The following is a 17,042-nucleotide window of genomic DNA, read 5'->3' as shown; positions in this document are numbered from 1 at the left end:
CAATGCTTCTCCGGTTCCCTCCGCTTCGTCACATTTCGTGACGCAAGTCCGGGGCTGTCACCGACCGCTCGGTCGAGGCTGCACTTGAAATCCGGCTTGGGCGCATAATTTGCGGGTTAACCCTATGCTTGCGCCCTTCATCTCCATCCCCGCCGTCGAGCGGCTCACCGCGACCCGCCGGCTGAGCCTGCGTCCGCCCGCCGCGGCGGATGCCCGCAGCTTCCGCGACCTGCTGACCGATCCCGCGAACCGCCGGTTCGACACGGGCGGTCCGGCCGCGTCGGAGCGGCTGGAGCTGTGGCGCGCGCTCTGGACCCGTGACGGTCTGGGGCCGTGGGCGGTGGCGCTGCGCGACCAGCCTGCGCTGGGCGCGATCGGCTTCGGCGGCCTGAGCCGGGGCCGCATCTGCGGCGCGCCGGCGCTGCTGCTGGAGTTCCACTTCCTGTCCAACCACTGGGGCCAAGGGTATGCGGCGGAGATGGCCACGGCCGCGCTGGCGCTGGCTTTCGACAGCCTGCATGCGACGTCCGTGCACGCGCTGCTGGCGCCGGGTAACACGGCGGCGCGCAAGACGCTGGAGCGCGTCGGCCTGCGCCTGACCGGCTCGGTCGCCGACTGCCCCGGCGAAGCCGCCAGCCTGCTCTACGAGATCAACGCCGGCCAGTACGCGGCGCTGCCGCAGCAGCCGCCGGAAGCGACGCCCTTCGGCGCGTGAGCCCGACCCGCTACTGCTGCGGATAGACCCGCAACCCCGCGAGATCGAGGACCCTGAGCCCGCCATACTCGACGGCGATGAGGCGCTGCTCCTGCAGGTGGCGCAACGCCTCGTTGACGCGCTGGCGCGAGAGTCCCACCAGATGCCCCAGCTCCTGCTGCGTGATGCGCAGCAGCCCGTTCACCCCGGGGTAGAGCTGCGGGTGGAACAGCGCCGCGAGGTTGCGCGCCACGCGCAGGTCGGGGTCGCTCTGGCGGTCGATCTCGCGCGCGGCGATGAACTGCCCCAGCCGCTCGTTGAGCTGGTTGAGCACGTAGCGGTTGAAGGCCAGGCTGGTCGCCAGCAGCTCGTGGAAGCTCTCCAGCGGCAGCCCCGCGACCACGCTGCGCCGCAGCGCCTGGATGTTGTAGCGGTAGGCCTCGCGCTTGAGCAGCGTGCCCTCGCCGAACCAGCCGCCCGGCGGCACGCCGGTGAAGGTGACCTGCCGCGCCGCCGCCTCGTCGTTGCTCATCTTGAGCAACCCGTCGATCACGCCGAACCAGAAATTCGCTTCGCGTCCGATCCGGCAGATGCGCTCGCCGACCTCGACCTCCGCGACCTGGATGCTGGACGCGACCCGCTCGCGCAGCTCGGGTTCGATCGCCTTCAGCCAGGGGATGGCGCCCATCTCCTGCGCACTCGCGGCCCGCGCGCGCAGCCGGATCGGCTGCGTCGGCACGGCCCCCGCGAGGGGCGGTTGCAGGGCCGCGGGCGGGGGCGAACCCGGCGCGGCGTGGACAACGGTGTCGGTGGTCGGGGCCATCCCCCGTTCATCGCGCCTGTGCATGACACGAACCTGACGCGGCCCCCTGGGGAAAACGCTTCCCCGAAGTCTCCCTAGGACTGTCGTCGCAATGACAACACGACGTCAATGAGCCGGCCTACAGTCGGCGCAACCCCGCGACCAGAGCGCCTCCACCAGAGACGGCGACAGCGGGGAGCACAAAGGAGACGACGGTGGAACAGACCTTCCCCCGCCTGCTGCTCGATCACGCCGCCCGACGCCCCCGTGCGCCGGCGCTGCGCGAGAAGGAGCTCGGCATCTGGCAGACGCTCGACTGGGCGGCGCTGGCGGCGCTGGTGCGCGATCTCGCGCACGGCTTCGCCGCGGCCGGCCTGACGCGCGGTCAGCATCTCGTCGTGATCGGCGAGAACCGGCCCCGGCTCTACGCCTCGATGCTCGCCGCGCAGTCGCTGGGCGCCATCCCCGTGCCGCTGTACCAGGACGCGGTCGCCGCCGAATTCGCCTACCCGCTGCAGAACGCGGAGGTCGCCTTCGCCGTCGTCGAGGACCAGGAGCAGGTCGACAAGCTGCTCGAGATCCGCGCGTCCTGCCCTGCACTGCGGCGCATCTGGTTCGACGACCCGCGCGGCCTGCGCCATTACGCGGCCGACGGACTGGCCTCGATCGACGCCCTGTGCGACGACGGCCGCGGGCATGCGATGCGCCATCCCGGCTGGTTCGAGCGCGAGGTCGAGGCGGGCCGCCCCGGCGACGTGGCGGCGATGTTCTTCACCTCCGGCACCACCGGCCACCCGAAGGGCGTGGTGCACACGCACACCTCGCTGATCGACCGCGCCCAGGCCGGCGCGCGCTTCGACAAGCTGAGCGCCGACGAGGAGGTCCTCGCCTACCTGCCCTGCGCCTGGATCGGCCAGAACGTCTTCAGCTACGCGCAGTGGCTGGCCTGCGGCTACGTCGTCAACTGCCCCGAGTCGGCCAGCACCGTCAGCATCGACCTCAAGGAGATCGGCCCGACCTACTACTTCGCGCCGCCGCGGGTCTTCGAGGGCCTGCTGACCAGCGTGATGATCCGCATGGAGGACGCCGGCGCACCCAAGCGCTGGCTCTTCGCCAAGGCGATGGCGCTGGCGAACCGCGTCGGCCCCGCGCTGATGGACGGCAAGCCGGTGGACGCCTGGGAGCGCTTCAAGTACCGCCTCGGCGACCTCGCGATCTACGGGCCGCTGCGCAACGCGCTGGGCTTCTCGCGGGTGCGCGTGGCCTACACGGCGGGCGAGGCGATCGGGCCCGACCTCTTCAGCTTCTACCGCTCGATCGGCATCAACCTCAAGCAGCTCTACGGCTCGACCGAGACCGCCGTCTTCGTCTGCCTGCAGCCGGACCACGAGGCGAAGTCCGACACCGTCGGCGTGCCCATCGACGGCGTCGAGATCCGGCTCGCCGACAGCGGCGAGATCCTGGTGCGGTCGCCGGGCCTGCTCCAGGGCTACTACAAGAACCCGGAGGCGACGGCCGAGGTGCTGGGCGCCGACGGCTGGTACCGCACCGGCGACGCGGGCTTCCTCGACGCCGGCGGCCATCTGAAGATCATCGACCGCGCCAAGGACGTCGGCCGGCTGCGCGGCGGCGCGCACGACGGCGAGATGTTCGCGCCCAAGTACGTCGAGAACAAGCTGAAGTTCTTCGCCTTCATCAAGGAGGCGGTGGCCTTCGGCGACGGGCGCGACCGCGTCTGCGCCTTCGTCAACATCGACTTCGAGGCCGTGGGCAACTGGGCCGAGCGCCGCAACCTCGCCTACGCCGGCTACACCGATCTCGCGGGCAAGCCCGAGGTGCTGGCGCTGATCAAGGACTGCGTCGAGAAGGTCAACGCCGACCTGGCGCAGGACCAACTGCTGGCCGGCAGCCAGATCACGCGCTTCCTGGTGCTGCACAAGGAGCTCGACGCGGACGACGGCGAACTCACCCGCACGCGCAAGGTGCGCCGCGGCGCGATCGCCGACAAGTACGCCGTGCTGATCGACGCGCTCTACGCGGGCAAGGCCTCGCAGTACATCGAGACGGCCGTCCGCTTCGAGGACGGCCGCAGCGGCAGCGTGTCCGCCGAGCTGCGCATCGAGGAGGCCGCCACCTTCCCCCACACCCGGAAGGCCGCCTGATGAGCGACAGACGCATCGGCGACGTGATCCTGGATGTCGAGCACATCACCCTGTCCTTCGGCGGCGTGAAGGCGCTCAACGACATCAGCTTCGACGTCCGCGAGCACGAGATCCGCGCCATCATCGGCCCCAACGGCGCCGGCAAGAGCTCGATGCTGAACTGCATCAACGGCGTCTACCAGCCGCAGCAGGGCGACATCCGCTACCGCGGCGAGAACGTGCGCCGCCTGAGCCCGCGCACGCGGCTGCGCCGCATGGCCGAGCAGGGCGTGGCGCGCACCTTCCAGAACCTGGCGCTGTTCAAGGGCATGAGCGTGCTGGACAACATCATGTCCGGCCGCAACCTGCACATGAAGCGCAACCTGCTGTGGCAGGCGCTGCGCCTCGGTCCCGCGGCGCGCGAGGAGATCGAGCACCGCGAGAAGGTCGAGCGCATCATCGATTTCCTCGAGATCCAGGCGCACCGCAAGACGCCCGTCGGCGGCCTGTCCTACGGGCTGCAGAAGCGCGTGGACCTGGGCCGCGCGCTGGCGATGGAGCCCAAGGTGCTGCTGCTCGACGAGCCGATGGCCGGCATGAACGTGGAGGAGAAGCAGGACATGTGCCGCTTCATCCTGGACGTCAACGACGAGTTCGGCACCACCATCGTCCTGATCGAGCACGACATGGGCGTGGTCATGGACATCAGCGACCGCGTGGTGGTGCTCGACTACGGGAAGAAGATCGGCGACGGCACGCCCGACGAGGTGCGCGCCAATCCCGAAGTGATCCGCGCCTACCTCGGCGCCGGCGAGTGACGGCAGGAAGAAGCAGACAGCAAGCGGGCAAAGGCAAACATCATGGGCTTCTTCCTCGAAACCGTCTTCGGCGGCCTGATGGCCGGCATGCTCTACGCGCTGGTCGCGCTGGGCTTCGTGCTGATCTTCAAGGCCTCGGGCGTCTTCAACTTCGCGCAGGGCGCGATGGTGCTGTTCGCGGCGCTGGCGATGGCGCGCTTCGCCGAATGGTTCCCGCAGTGGTTCGGCTTCGAGAGCCTGCTGCTGGCCAACCTGCTGGCGCTGGCGGCCGCGACGGCCTGCATGGTCGTCGTGGCGTGGCTGGTGGAACGGCTCGCGCTGCGCGGCCTCGTCAACCAGCCGGCGATCACGCTGCTGATGGCGACGCTGGGCATCAGCTACTTCCTCGACGGCGCCGGCCAACTGCTCTTCGGCAGCGCGACCTACAAGATCGACGTGGGCCTGCCCAAGGATCCGCTGTTCGTGCTGGAGGACAGCTTCCCCGGCGGGCTGCTGCTCAACAAGGAAGACCTGTACTCGGCCGTGATCGCCGCGGCGCTGGTGGGCGTGCTGTCGCTGTTCTTCCAGAAGACCCGCACCGGCCGCGCGCTGCGCGCCGTCGCCGACGACCACCAGGCCGCGCAGTCCATCGGCATCCCGCTGTCGCGCATCTGGGTGATCGTCTGGTCCGTCGGCGGGCTGGTCGCGCTGGTCGCGGGCATCATCTGGGGCAGCAAGCTGGGCGTGCAGTACTCGATCTCGCTGGTCGCGCTGAAGGCCTTCCCCGTCGTCATCCTCGGCGGGCTGACCTCGGTGCCGGGCGCCATCGTCGGCGGTCTGATCATCGGCGTCGGCGAAAAGCTGTCGGAGATCTACCTCGGTCCTACCGTCGGCGGCGGCATCGAGAACTGGTTCGCCTACGTGCTCGCGCTGGGCTTCCTGCTGGTGCGGCCGCAGGGCCTCTTCGGCGACAAGATCATCGACCGCGTGTAAGGAGCAACGACCGTGTTCTATCGTGAAAACGGCCAGTTCAAGGCCTCCTACCGCGCGGACCTGGCGCTGTTCCCGGTCGCGCAGGACCGCCGCGCGGTGATCGCGCTGGCGCTGGTCGCCTTCGTCGCCGTGCCCTGGCTGGCCAGCGACTACACCTTCCGCGCGGTGCTGATCCCCTTCCTCGTGCTGTCGCTGGCGGCGCTGGGCCTGAACGTGCTCGTGGGCTACTGCGGGCAGATCTCGCTGGGCACCGGCGCCTTCATGGCCGTCGGCGCCTACGCGGCCTACAACCTGCAGGTGCGCATCGACGGCATGCCGCTGCTGCTGTCGCTGATCGGCGGCGGCCTGGCCGCGACGGTCTGCGGCGTGATCTTCGGATTGCCCAGCCTGCGCATCCGCGGGCTCTACCTGGCGGTGGCGACGCTGGCGGCGCAGTTCTTCATCGACTGGTTCACCAACCGCGTGCCGTGGGTGACCAACAACTCCTCGTCGGGCTCGGTCAGCGTCGGCACGCTGCAGCTGTTCGGCCTGCCGCTGGAGACGCCGGCGCAGCGCTACCTGCTGTGTCTGTCGCTGGTGGTCGTGTGCGGGGTCCTCATCAAGAACCTGGTGCGCGGCGCCATCGGCCGCGAGTGGATGGCCATGCGCGACATGGACGTCGCCGCCGCCGTCATCGGCATCCGGCCGGTGCACGCCAAGCTGACGGCCTTCGCGGTCAGCAGCTTCATCGTCGGCGTGGCCGGCGCGCTGTGGGGATTCGTGCACCTGGGCGCGTGGGAGCCGGCGGCCTTCGGCATCGACAAGTCCTTCCAGCTGCTGTTCATGATCATCATCGGCGGGCTGGGATCGATCGTCGGCAGCTTTTTCGGCGCCGCGTTCATCGTGCTGCTGCCGCTGCTGCTCAACCATGTGCCGCACTGGCTGGGGTTGCCGCTGTCCACGGCCACGGCCTCGCACCTGGAGCACATGATCTTCGGTGCGCTGATCGTGTTCTTCCTCATCGTCGAGCCGCACGGCCTGGCTCGCCTGTGGTCCACCGCCCGTCAGAAGCTGAGGCTGTGGCCCTTCCCGCATTGAACTCGCAGGACCTACGAGATTTCAAACCGCACCGCAGAGTGCACCATCAGGAGACGACACCATGAGCTTGAAGACCCTGGCGCGTGGCGCGCTATCCCTCGCGGCACTGGCGGGCGCGTTGCTGCCCGTCGCCGTGCAGGCGCAGGCGGCCAATGAGCAGTTCATCCCGCTGCTGGTGTACCGCACCGGCCAGTTCGCGCCGCTGGGCATGCCCTGGGCGGACGGCAAGCAGGACTACCTGAAGCTGATCAACGCGCGCGACGGCGGCGTCAACGGCGTCAAGCTCGCCTTCGAGGAATGCGAGACCGCGTACGACGCCGCCAAGGGCGTCGAATGCTACGAGCGCCTGAAGGGCAAGGGCGGCGGTGCGTCGGGCTTCGACACGCAGTCGACGGGCATCACCTTCGCGGTGACGGACAAGGCCTTCGTCGACAAGGTGGTCGTGGAGACCCCGGGGTACGGCCTGTCGCAGTCGGCCGACGGCACCGTCTTCGAATGGAATTTCCCGCTGCTGGGCACCTACTGGACCGCCGCCGACGTGATGCTGCAGGACATTTCGAAGAAGGAGAAGGGCTCGCTCAAGGGCAAGAAGATCGCGCTGGTCTATCACGACAGCCCCTACGGCAAGGAGCCGATCCCGCTGCTGCAGAAGCGCGCCGCGGCCGACGGCTTCGAGCTGGTGCTGTATCCGGTCACGCCGCCCGGGGTGGAGCAGAAGTCGACCTGGCTGCAGATCCGCCAGCAGCGGCCGGACTACGTGCTGTTCTGGTCCGCCGGCGTCATGACGCCGGCCGGCATCCGCGAGGCGCAGGCCAGCGGTTATCCGCGCGAGAAGATCTACGCGATCTGGTGGGCCGGCTCGGACCACGACGTCAAGGACATCGGCGCCGGCGCCAAGGGCTACAACGCGATCACGCTGCACAACAGCTCGGCGAAGGACAAGGTCCATGACGAGCTGAAGAAGTTCGTCTACGACAAGGGGCTGGGCACCGGTCCGGCCACCGGCATCGGCGCGCTGGCACACACGCGCGGGATGATGATCTCGATGCTGCAGGTCGAGGCGATCCGCACCGCGCAGGAGAAGTTCGGCAAGGGCAAGGTCATGACGCCCGAGCAGGTGCGCTGGGGCTTCGAGAACCTGAACCTGACCGCCGACCGCCTCAAGGCGCTGGGCTTCGGCGAGGTGATGCGCCCGGTGCAGACCAGCTGCGCCAACCACATGGGCAACGACTGGGCCCGCATCGTCCAATGGGACGGCGCCAAATGGAACCTCGCGTCCGACTGGTACACCTCGGACAAGACCCACATCGATCCGATGGTCAAGGAGTACGCGGCCAAGTACGCCAAGGACAAGAACCTGAAGCCGCGCAGCTGCAGCTGACGCCTGCTTGAACTCCGCTTGAACCCCGCCTGAGCACGACTGCCATGCAAGCCACTTCCGTTCCTCCGCCTTCCGTCGCGGCCACCGCGACGGCGGCGCCCGCGCTGCTCGACGTCAACGGCATCGAGGTCATCTACCACCATGTGATCCTGGTGCTGAAAGGCGTCTCGCTGCGCGTGCCCGAAGGGGCGGTCGTGGCCCTGCTCGGCGGCAACGGCGCCGGCAAGACCACGACGCTGCGCGCGGTGTCCAACCTGCTCGCGGGCGAACGCGGCGAGGTCACCAAGGGATCGATCGAGCTGCGCGGCGAGCGCATCGAGCGGCTCACGCCGGCGGACCTCGTGCACCGCGGCGTGGTCCAGGTGATGGAGGGGCGGCACTGCTTCGCGCACCTGACCATCGAGGAGAACCTGCTCACCGGCGCCTACACCCGCACCGACGGGAAGGCGGCGGTGGCGCAGACGCTGGAGAAGGTCTACGCCTACTTCCCGCGGCTGAAGACGCGGCGCACCTCGCAGGCGGCGTACACCTCGGGCGGCGAGCAGCAGATGTGCGCGATCGGCCGGGCCCTGATGGCGGATCCGAAGATGGTGCTGCTGGACGAGCCCTCGATGGGGCTGGCGCCGCAGATCGTCGAGGAGGTCTTCGAGATCGTGCGCGACCTCAACCGCAAGGAGCGCACGACCTTCCTGCTGGCCGAGCAGAACACCAACATGGCGCTGCGCTACGCCGACTACGGCTACATCCTGGAGAACGGCCGCGTCGTCATGGACGGCGAGGCCCAGGCGCTGCGCGACAACGAGGACGTGCGCGAGTTCTACCTCGGCATGGGCGGCACCGACCGCAAGAGCTTCCGCGACGTGAAGAGCTACAAGCGCCGCAAGCGCTGGTTGGCTTGAATTGAAGGATTGATGGGAGAGCAGTTCATGGACAACGACTTCTTCGCGCCTCCGCCGTTCAAGGCCGAGGAGGCGCTGGTGCAGTTGAAGCGCGCGCTGCGCGACCTGCGCGCGCTGACCGAGCGCGGCACCGGTTGGAGCTTCGAGAACCAGGAGGTCCTCCAGCTCGCCGCCGCCGAGGGGCAGATCACCGCGAAGCTGGCGAAGAAGCCGGCGCGCAGCCCCGACTGGGAGACGCGCGTGTGCCGCAACGCGGCCGACGTGCGCAAGCTGCAGGACGATCTCAAGCGTCGGCTGGCGCAGTGGGCGGAGGAGTGATGGGCGCCGCCGATCGCGACTTCTACGATGCGCTGGAGACGCGCGACCCCGCCGTGCGCGAGGCCGCGCTGCTGGCGGCGCTGCCGCATCAGGTGGCGAACGCGCGTCAGAACACCGATGCCTTCGGCGAACTGCTGGCCGACGTGGAGCCGGACCTGGTCCGCACCCGCGACGCGCTGGCGCGGCTGCCGGTGACGCGCAAGTCGGAGCTGCTGGCGCGCCAGCAGGCGGTACGCGCGGACGCGGCGCGCGTGCCCTTCGAGCCCTTCGGCGGCTTCTCGACGATCGGCTGGCGCGGTCTGAAGCGCGACGGCGGGGCGCGTCGCGTGTTCCAGTCGCCGGGCTCGATCTACGAGCCCGAAGGACACGGGCGCGACTACTGGCGCGTCGGCCGCGCGCTGCACGCGGCGGGCCTGCGCGCGGGCGATCTGGTCCACAACTCGTTCAGCTATCACCTGACACCGGCCGGCGCCATGATGGAAGGCGGCGCGGAAGCGCTCGGCTGCACGGTCTTCGCCGGCGGCGTCGGCAACACCGAGCTGCAGCTCCAGGCGATGGCGGAACTGCGGCCGCAGGCTTACGTCGGGACGCCGAGCTTCCTCAAGATCCTGCTCGACAAGGCGGCGGAGCAGGGGCAGCCCTTGTCCGTGCGCAAGGCGCTGGTCAGCGGCGAGGCCTTCCCGGCCGCGCTGCGCGACTGGTGCGTCGAACGGGGCGTGTCCGGCTTCCAGTGCTACGCCACGGCGGACCTCGGGCTGATCGCCTACGAGACCGCGGCGCGTCAGGGACTGGTCGTCGACGAGGGCGTGATCCTCGAGATCGTGCGACCCGGCACGGGCGATCCGGTGCCCGACGGGGAGGTGGGGGAGGTCGTCGTGACGACGCTCAACCCCGACTATCCGCTGATCCGCTTCGGCACCGGCGACCTGTCGGCGGTGCTCCCCGGGACCTGCCCGACCGGGCGCACGAACGTCCGCATCAAGGGCTGGATGGGGCGTGCCGATCAGAGCGCCAAGGTGCGCGGCATGTTCGTGCACGCCGGGCAGGTGGCCGAGGTGCTGCGCCGCTTCCCGCAGGCGCGGCGCGGGCGGCTGGTCGTCGAGGGTGAGATGGCCCAGGATCGGATGACGCTGCACGTCGAGAGCGACGGCGGCGTTCCCGAGGACCTGGCCGACGGCTTGGCCGCCGCCCTGCGCGACGTGACCAAGCTGCGCGGCGAAGTGGTGTTCGTCGCGGCGGGCTCGCTGCCCAACGACGGAAAAGTCATCGAGGACCTGCGGAAGTTCGACTGAAATCCCGCAGGAGGCGGGGATGGCAGCGGTGCCATCCCTTGGGGGTATCCCGGCTTACGTAGTTTCCGTAAGTTGCGATGTGGGGCGGCGACCTAGCATCCGCGCCATCACCCACACCTCCAACGAGGAAGAGACACCATGAAGAAGATCTTGCTCGCCTCCGTCGCGGCGCTGAGCGTCGGCGCCGCCTGGGCCGACTACCCGGACAAGCCGGTGACCATCGTCGTCCCGTTCGCCGCCGGCGGCCCGACCGACAAGGTCGCCCGCGACCTGGCCGAGGCGCTGCGCAAGCCGCTCAACGCGACGATCGTGATCGAGAACGTCGGCGGCGCCGGCGGCACGCTGGGCGCCACCAAGGTGTCCAAGGCCGCGCCGGACGGCTACACGCTGCTGCTGCATCACATCGGCATCTCGACCTCGCCGGCCCTGTATCGCAACCTGCAGTACAAGACGCTGGACGACTTCGAGTACCTGGGCCTGGTCAACGAAGTGCCGATGACGCTGATCGCGCGTCCCAACCTGCCGGCGAACAACTACGCCGACCTGGTGAAGTGGCTGGGCGCCAACAAGGGCAAGATCAACCTGGCCAACGCCGGCCTGGGATCGGCCTCGCACCTGTGCGGCCTGCTGTACATGAGCACGGTCAAGATCGACATGACCACCGTCCCGTACAAGGGCACGGGCCCGGCGATGACCGACCTGATCGGCGGCCAGGTCGACCTGATGTGCGATCAGACGACCAACACCACGACGCAGATCGACGGCGGCAAGGTCAAGGCCTACGCGGTGTCGACGACCAAGCGCCTGGGCGGCTCGCTGGCCAAGCTGCCGACGCTGGACGAGTCCGGCCTGAAGGGCTTCAACGTGACGATCTGGCACGGCATGTACGCGCCCAAGGGCACGCCGAAGGCGGTGCTGGACAAGATCAACACGGCGCTGAAGACGGCCCTGAAGGATCCCGAGTTCCACAAGCGCGAGGAAGCGCTGGGCGCGGTCATCGTGACCGACAACCGCGTGAACCCGGCCGAGCACAAGAAGTTCGTCGCCGACGAGATCAACAAGTGGACGCCGATCATCAAGGCGGCGGGTCAGTACGCCGATTGATGGTCGGTTGATCGCCGACCGGCGCGGCATCGGCGCCTGATCGCCGACGTCACCCGGAGCGGGACCTCCCGCTCCGCCTCAAGGCCCGCCTCCGGCGGGCCTTTTCATTGGCGTCCGGTCGTCGGCCTGGCCGGGGGGGGGCAGCCTCAGGCCGCCATCGTCACGCCGGCGATCGGCACACCACGCCCACCTTGTTGCCGTCCAGATCGCGGAAGTAGGCCGCGTAGAAGTTCGGTCCGTAGTTCTCGCGCGGACCGGGGCGGCCGTCGTCCTTGCCGCCGCCGCTGATCGCCGCGGCGTACACCGCGTCGACCTGCGCCCGCGTCGACGCCGCCAGCGCCACCATCGTGCCGTTGCCGACCGTGGCATCCAGTCCGTTGAAGGGCTGGACCACCCATAGCTGCGTCTCGCCGCCCTCGGGGCCGTAGCCGACCATTTCGTCGTCCGAATACCCCGGCTTCAGGCCCAGCGGCGCGAGCGCGGCATCGTAGAACTCCTTGGCCGCGCGGCGGTCGTTGCTGCCCAGGGTGACGTAGCTGATCATGATGAAGTCCTGGCTTCGAATGAGGATGCGTGACTCGCATTCTCGCCATTCCCGGAGATGATTTTGAGAGGCTGAACTCGAAACAGTGGGTGGGTGATGTCTGCACATTGAGGCCGCAGGCGTACTCACCTGGCTTCTCAATTCATCGGCGTGGCCTGTGTCCTACAACATCGTTTTTATCAACAACCTTGCCGACGCCAGTTCGGTGGCCTTTGTGGATGGCCAACCGCCGCGCTGCGGGCCGTCCCGTCGTGACGCGCGCGACGCTCGCAAGGAGGGGGAGCGCGGCTTCCATGCCCTGCAGGATTTGGCGGCACGGGTGCCCCACGATTTCCGGAAGATGGCCGCAACCTGCGTCAGCAACGCCAAGGAGCATCTGGAGCGACTCCGGAACCTGGATATCGTCGATCCCCGGGTCCTCGATGCGCAGGTTGCGGCAATCGCCGCCATCACACGCACGCTGGAGGAGAAGGTCGCGAAGCGGCGGGAGGGCGACGCGGCCTCGAGCCGGACGGCCGACCGGCAGTTGAAGGCCATCCAGCAGATGAAGGCCAAGAACCCCTACCCCGTCGACGACACCGGGCATGTCAATTTCCGGGAATTGCTGGAGACCATCGAACAACAGTGGTCCGGCGCGGATGCCGCCAAGCGCAAGCGGTTGCTGGACCGGGCCCGGGACGCCTGCAGCCGAGCCAATCCAGGCTGGGCATCGCGTGGGTCATCCGGGCCCGCCCACATCGATCGTGCAGAGATCGTCTCGATCTCGGGCGAACGTGCCACCGTCGACGGTCGTCAGTCGCCCTGAGTCGCGGCCGCGGCGGCCCCATCACATCCGCATCGGAATCGTCACCGGCCCGTCGTTGACCAGGCTGACCTGCATGTCCGCGCCGAACTCCCCGGTTTCGACGACGGGATGCTGCGTCCGCGCGAACGCGACCGCGTGGTCGTAGAGCCGCCGGCCGAGTTCCGCCGGCGCCGCGCCGGTGAAGCTCGGCCGGTTGCCGCCGGAGACGTCCGCCGCCAGCGTGAACTGCGAGACGATCAGCAGACCGCCGCCCACGTCCTGCACGCTGCGGTTCATCTTGCCGGCCTCGTCGCTGAAGATGCGCAGCTTCAGGATCTTCTGCAGCAGCTTCTCGGCCACGGCCTCGTTGTCCTGCGGTTCGGCGCAGATCAGCAGCAGCAGGCCCTGGTCGATCTTCCCGGTGCATCGGTCGCCGACGTCGACCCGGGCGCCCTTGACGCGTTGAAGCAGCGCGATCATTCCTGTCCTTCCTTGGCGTTGTCTTGGGCGGCGGTCGCGGTGGCCGCGCCGGGTAACGCGTCCTCGCGCGCCGCCAGCTCGGCGAAGCGCGTCTCGACGTTCACCGGCAGCAGCTGGATGCTGGCGCGCAGGCCGGGCAGGGCGCGCATCAGCGCCTGCTCGACCTGACCCCGCAGCGCGGCCGCCTCGCCCAGCGTCCAGCGCGCCGGCACATGCAGGTGGAAATCGACGTGACGCTGCTGCCCGGCCACACGCGTGGCGACGTGGTCGAAACGCAGCTCGGGCGACTCGAAGCGCGTCAGCACCTCGGCGATCGTGCGTTGGTCCTCGGGCTCCAGCGCCATGTCCATCAGCCCGCCGGTGGACTTCCACATCAGGTGCACCGCCTCGCGCAGGATGTTCAGGGCCACCAGGATGGCCAGCAGCGGATCCAGCCAGGTCCAGCCGGTCAGCATCACGCCGATCAGGCCGGCGACGACCCCGACCGAGGTCCAGACGTCAGTGAACAGGTGGCGCGCGTCCGCCTCCAGCGCGATGGAACGGTGCTCGCGCGAGGCCTGCAGCATCTTCCACGCCAGCGCGCCGTTGATGGCGGTGCTCACCAGCGACAGCGCCATGCCGAGGCCGAGCTGCTCCAGCGGTTGCGGCGCGCGCAGCCGCTCGACCGCGGCCCAGCCGATGCCCAGCGCGGCGATCAGGATCAGCGCGCCCTCGAAGGCGCTGGAGAAGTACTCCGCCTTGTGGTGGCCGAAGGGGTGGTCCTCGTCGGGCGGCCGCCGCGCGACGGTCACCATCGCCAGTCCGAAGAGCGCCCCGGCGAGATTCACCCCCGATTCGAGCGCGTCGGAGGCCAGGCTCACCGAGCCGGTCCACCACCAGGCGGCCGTCTTCAGGGCGATGGTCAGCACGGCCACGACCGCCGAGAGCTTCAGGTATTGCTGCACTTGCATGGCGTCGATTTTGCCGGTCCTAGAATGGCGCCCGATTCATTCCAAGTCCCGAATCCCACCTCGTCCCACCCCTCAGCCTCCTCCGGACAGCACCATGAGCAACACCCCGCCCGTCCACGACGCCGACCTGAGCCACATCCCGCCGCGCGACAAGGCGGAGCTGCTCTCCCAGGCGCTGCCCTACATCCGCAAGTACCACGGCAAGACCATCGTCATCAAGTACGGCGGCAATGCGATGACCGATCCCGCGCTGCAGCAGGACTTCGCCGAGGACGTGGTGCTGCTCAAGCTGGTCGGCCTGAATCCCGTGGTCGTGCACGGCGGCGGCCCGCAGATCGAGGACGCGCTCAACAAGCTCGGCAAGAAGGGCCACTTCATCCAGGGCATGCGCGTCACCGACGAGGAGACGATGAGCGTCGTCGAATGGGTGCTCGCCGGCGAGGTGCAGCAGGACATCGTCGGCCTGATCAACGTCGCCGGCGGCAAGGCCGTGGGCCTGACCGGCCGCGACGGCGGCATGATCCGCGCCAAGAAGCTCAAGCTGATCGACAAGGACGACCCGGCCAAGGAACACGACGTGGGCTCCGTCGGCGACATCGTGTCCATCGACCCCAGCGTCGTGAAGGCGCTGCAGGACGACCAGTTCATCCCCGTCATCAGCCCGATCGGCTTCGGCGAGAGCAACGAGAGCTACAACATCAACGCCGACGTCGTCGCCGGCAAGCTGGCCGAGGTGCTCAAGGCCGAGAAGCTGGTGCTGCTGACCAACACCCCGGGCGTGCTCGACAAGCAGGGCCAGCTCCTGACCGACCTGTCCGCGCGCGAGATCGACGAGCTCTTCGCCGACGGCACGCTGTCGGGCGGCATGCTGCCCAAGATCGCCTCCGCGCTGGACGCCGCCCGCAGCGGCGTCAAGGCCGTCCACATCATCGACGGCCGCGTCCCGCACGCCATGCTCCTGGAAATCCTTTCCGAACAGGCTTACGGCACGATGATCCGCTCGCATTGAGCGGAGCGCCTCCCGGCCCCTTCCTGAAGCCTCCGCCGTCCGCGCCAAAGCGTCGGCTGCCGTCGCCGAACGGGCCGTGACTGCGCCCTCGGATCCCCCTGAAGGGTGGAATCCCGTACCGAGCCCCCTCCGAACGAGGGGGCTCGGTCGTTTCGGGCGGGCGTGCAGGATCGATGCTTGCCCTTCGCTGACCCGCTGGCCGCCCGGCTTGGTCGAAGGTCATACCACTGCAAGCTGGGGATTGCCGCTGAAACACGCGACATCCCAGAATGCGCCACGAAACGGCTGCTCAGGCCGTGAGGGATTGCATGTCACTTTTCAGCGTCTTGATCGTCGAGGATCAGCTTCGTTTCCGCGAAGCGTTTGCCCATGCCCTTGAGAAAGCACCCGACATCCGTCTGGTGGGCATGGCCACCGATCTCCAGCAGGGCCGGAAGATGTTCGACCAGACGCGTCCCGACGTGCTGCTGGTCGATCTCGACCTGCCCGGCGGCAGCGGGATCGAGCTGATCCGCCACGCCGCCCACGTCGCCCCGGAGTGCGAGGTGATGGTCATCTCCGTCTTCGGCGACGAGCAGCATGTGCTGTCCAGCATCGAGGCCGGCGCGACCGGCTACCTGCTCAAGGACTCGCTCGCGCTGGACCTGCCGGGTCAGCTGCGCTCGCTGCGCGCGGGCGGCAGCCCGATCTCCCCGGTGATCGCGCGCCGGCTGCTGCTGCGCCTGGCGCCGCAGGGCGCGGGCGCGCATCCGCGCGGCTTCGGCGACTCGGCCCCGATGCCGCTGGTCGACGAGCAGGTCGTCGCGCTGTCCGAGCAGGAATCGCGCGTGCTGCACCTGGCCGCCAAGGGCTTCACCTTCGACGAGATCGCGCAGTTCATGAACGTGTCGCCGCACACCATCATGACCTACGTGAAGCGCACCTACCGCAAGCTGCAGGTGCGCTCCAAGGTCGAGGCGATCTACGAGGCGCGCCGCCTCGGCTGGCTCAGGGACTGAGCAACCGGGAGCCAGGGGGCAGGGCGCCGTACGGCGTCCGGCATCGCCGTCAAGACGGTGTTCCGGCTGTGCCAGAATCGCCGCACACTTCGGCCCCCTCCATGCACCCCAGCTCCTCGGACACCCCGGACTCCGCCGCCGCCAAGCCGGCGGAGCTGCCTCGCAAGCGGCTCAAGCCGGGCGAGCGCCGGGTGCAGATCCTGCAGACGCTGGCCAGCATGCTGGAACAGCCCGGCGCGGAGCGGGTCACCACCGCGGCGCTGGCGGCGCGGCTGGAGGTCAGCGAAGCGGCGCTCTACCGCCATTTCGCCAGCAAGGCCCAGATGTTCGAGGGCCTCATCGAATTCATCGAGACCAGCATCTTCTCGCTGCTCAACCAGATCGCCGAGCGCGAGACGGACGGGCTGGCGCAGGCGCAGCGCATCGTCGCGGTGCTGCTGCAGTTCGGCGAGCGCAACCCGGGCATGACCCGCGTGATGGTGGGCGACGCGCTGGTCTACGAGAACGAGCGCCTGGTCGCGCGCATGAACCAGTTCTTCGACAAGGTCGAGTCCTCGCTGCGGCAGGGGCTCAGAACCGCCGCCGAAGCCTCGGGGTCGACCACGCCGACCGTCGAGGCGCAGGCGCAGGCCTCGGTGCTGGTGAGCTTCATCATCGGCCGGCTGCAGCGTTATGCGCGCTCCGGCTTCAAGCGCCTTCCGACTGAACAGCTGGATGCCGCGATGCGAATGCTCGCCTGAGCTTTCGCGATGCCAGCCGCCCGGAACGCCTCGGGCCTC

Annotated in this window: 18 protein-coding genes; 14 read left to right on the top strand and 4 right to left on the bottom strand. The window is 68.9% G+C overall.

Going from position 1 to position 17,042, the window contains the following annotated elements; all coding sequences use genetic code 11:
* Positions 1-124 precede the first annotated feature (124 nt).
* The gene (locus ACQZ13_RS23760; RefSeq protein ID WP_431048350.1) at positions 125-715 is read left to right on the top strand and encodes a GNAT family N-acetyltransferase; all 591 of its coding nucleotides are present in this window, start codon (positions 125-127) and stop codon (positions 713-715) included.
* Between the two features lie 10 nt (positions 716-725).
* Here ACQZ13_RS23760 and ACQZ13_RS23755 read toward each other — a convergent pair whose 3' ends face one another.
* Complete coding sequence (locus ACQZ13_RS23755; protein WP_431053372.1) at positions 726-1,382, bottom strand: Crp/Fnr family transcriptional regulator; 657 nt, start codon at positions 1,380-1,382, stop codon at positions 726-728.
* Between the two features lie 329 nt (positions 1,383-1,711).
* Between ACQZ13_RS23755 and ACQZ13_RS23750 the strand changes: the two genes are divergently transcribed.
* The 9 genes from ACQZ13_RS23750 to ACQZ13_RS23710 all read left to right on the top strand — a co-directional run bounded on the left by ACQZ13_RS23750 (position 1,712) and on the right by ACQZ13_RS23710 (position 11,498).
* Complete coding sequence (locus tag ACQZ13_RS23750) at positions 1,712-3,658, top strand: AMP-dependent synthetase/ligase (protein ID WP_431048349.1); 1,947 nt, start codon at positions 1,712-1,714, stop codon at positions 3,656-3,658.
* The gene (locus ACQZ13_RS23745) at positions 3,658-4,455 is read left to right on the top strand and encodes an ABC transporter ATP-binding protein (RefSeq protein ID WP_431048348.1); all 798 of its coding nucleotides are present in this window, start codon (positions 3,658-3,660) and stop codon (positions 4,453-4,455) included. Before ACQZ13_RS23750 ends, ACQZ13_RS23745 begins: the two co-directional genes overlap by 1 nt.
* 42 nt (positions 4,456-4,497) lie before the next feature.
* Positions 4,498-5,427, top strand: coding sequence for a branched-chain amino acid ABC transporter permease (locus tag ACQZ13_RS23740; protein ID WP_431048347.1), 930 nt, complete (start codon positions 4,498-4,500; stop codon positions 5,425-5,427).
* Between the two features lie 12 nt (positions 5,428-5,439).
* A complete protein-coding gene (locus ACQZ13_RS23735) occupies positions 5,440-6,504 on the top strand; it encodes a branched-chain amino acid ABC transporter permease (protein WP_431048346.1) in 1,065 nt (354 codons plus the stop codon).
* A 61-nt stretch (positions 6,505-6,565) separates the two neighbouring features.
* Entirely contained in the window at positions 6,566-7,885 is a 1,320-nt protein-coding gene (locus ACQZ13_RS23730) for an ABC transporter substrate-binding protein (protein WP_431048345.1), read from the top strand.
* A gap of 44 nt (positions 7,886-7,929) precedes the next feature.
* Positions 7,930-8,784 (top strand): ABC transporter ATP-binding protein, encoded by an 855-nt coding sequence (locus ACQZ13_RS23725; RefSeq protein WP_431048344.1) that lies wholly within the window; start codon positions 7,930-7,932, stop codon positions 8,782-8,784.
* Between the two features lie 27 nt (positions 8,785-8,811).
* Positions 8,812-9,102, top strand: a complete 291-nt coding sequence (locus tag ACQZ13_RS23720; RefSeq protein WP_331618143.1) for a hypothetical protein — start codon at positions 8,812-8,814, stop codon at positions 9,100-9,102.
* Positions 9,102-10,394: a phenylacetate--CoA ligase family protein gene (locus tag ACQZ13_RS23715; protein ID WP_431048343.1), complete on the top strand. Its 1,293-nt coding sequence runs from the start codon at positions 9,102-9,104 to the stop codon at positions 10,392-10,394. The genes ACQZ13_RS23720 and ACQZ13_RS23715 overlap by 1 nt, the downstream gene beginning before the upstream one ends.
* A gap of 138 nt (positions 10,395-10,532) precedes the next feature.
* Positions 10,533-11,498, top strand: a complete 966-nt coding sequence (locus ACQZ13_RS23710) for a tripartite tricarboxylate transporter substrate-binding protein (RefSeq protein WP_088406081.1) — start codon at positions 10,533-10,535, stop codon at positions 11,496-11,498.
* Between the two features lie 160 nt (positions 11,499-11,658).
* Here the strand turns inward: ACQZ13_RS23710 and ACQZ13_RS23705 are convergent, their stop codons facing one another.
* The gene (locus ACQZ13_RS23705) at positions 11,659-12,042 is read right to left on the bottom strand and encodes a VOC family protein (protein ID WP_431048342.1); all 384 of its coding nucleotides are present in this window, start codon (positions 12,040-12,042) and stop codon (positions 11,659-11,661) included.
* Between the two features lie 157 nt (positions 12,043-12,199).
* Here ACQZ13_RS23705 and ACQZ13_RS23700 point away from each other — a divergent pair, with 157 nt between their 5' ends.
* Positions 12,200-12,847 carry a hypothetical protein gene (locus ACQZ13_RS23700; protein ID WP_431048341.1) on the top strand — a complete coding sequence of 216 codons (648 nt, stop codon included), beginning with the start codon at positions 12,200-12,202 and terminating at the stop codon, positions 12,845-12,847.
* A gap of 21 nt (positions 12,848-12,868) precedes the next feature.
* On the opposite strand, the gene dtd is transcribed toward ACQZ13_RS23700, so the two are convergent.
* Positions 12,869-13,306, bottom strand: a complete 438-nt coding sequence (dtd, locus tag ACQZ13_RS23695; RefSeq protein ID WP_431048340.1) for a D-aminoacyl-tRNA deacylase — start codon at positions 13,304-13,306, stop codon at positions 12,869-12,871.
* On the bottom strand, positions 13,303-14,256 hold the full coding sequence (locus ACQZ13_RS23690; RefSeq protein ID WP_431048339.1) for a cation diffusion facilitator family transporter: 954 nt from the start codon (positions 14,254-14,256) through the stop codon (positions 13,303-13,305). Before ACQZ13_RS23690 ends, dtd begins: the two co-directional genes overlap by 4 nt.
* 94 nt (positions 14,257-14,350) lie before the next feature.
* Between ACQZ13_RS23690 and argB the strand changes: the two genes are divergently transcribed.
* The 3 genes from argB to slmA all read left to right on the top strand — a co-directional run bounded on the left by argB (position 14,351) and on the right by slmA (position 17,003).
* Positions 14,351-15,265, top strand: a complete 915-nt coding sequence (gene argB, locus ACQZ13_RS23685) for an acetylglutamate kinase (RefSeq protein WP_431048338.1) — start codon at positions 14,351-14,353, stop codon at positions 15,263-15,265.
* A 308-nt stretch (positions 15,266-15,573) separates the two neighbouring features.
* Entirely contained in the window at positions 15,574-16,263 is a 690-nt protein-coding gene (locus tag ACQZ13_RS23680) for a response regulator (protein ID WP_067276757.1), read from the top strand.
* A 101-nt stretch (positions 16,264-16,364) separates the two neighbouring features.
* A complete protein-coding gene (gene slmA, locus ACQZ13_RS23675; RefSeq protein WP_088406075.1) occupies positions 16,365-17,003 on the top strand; it encodes a nucleoid occlusion factor SlmA in 639 nt (212 codons plus the stop codon).
* Positions 17,004-17,042: the final 39 nt, after the last annotated feature.

The sequence above is a fragment of the Roseateles sp. L2-2 genome, assembly GCF_050613215.1.
Taxonomy (GTDB): domain Bacteria; phylum Pseudomonadota; class Gammaproteobacteria; order Burkholderiales; family Burkholderiaceae_C; genus Roseateles; species Roseateles noduli.
The sequence above is the reverse complement of the archived record's forward strand: the minus strand, read 5'-3'. Positions and strand labels throughout refer to the sequence as shown.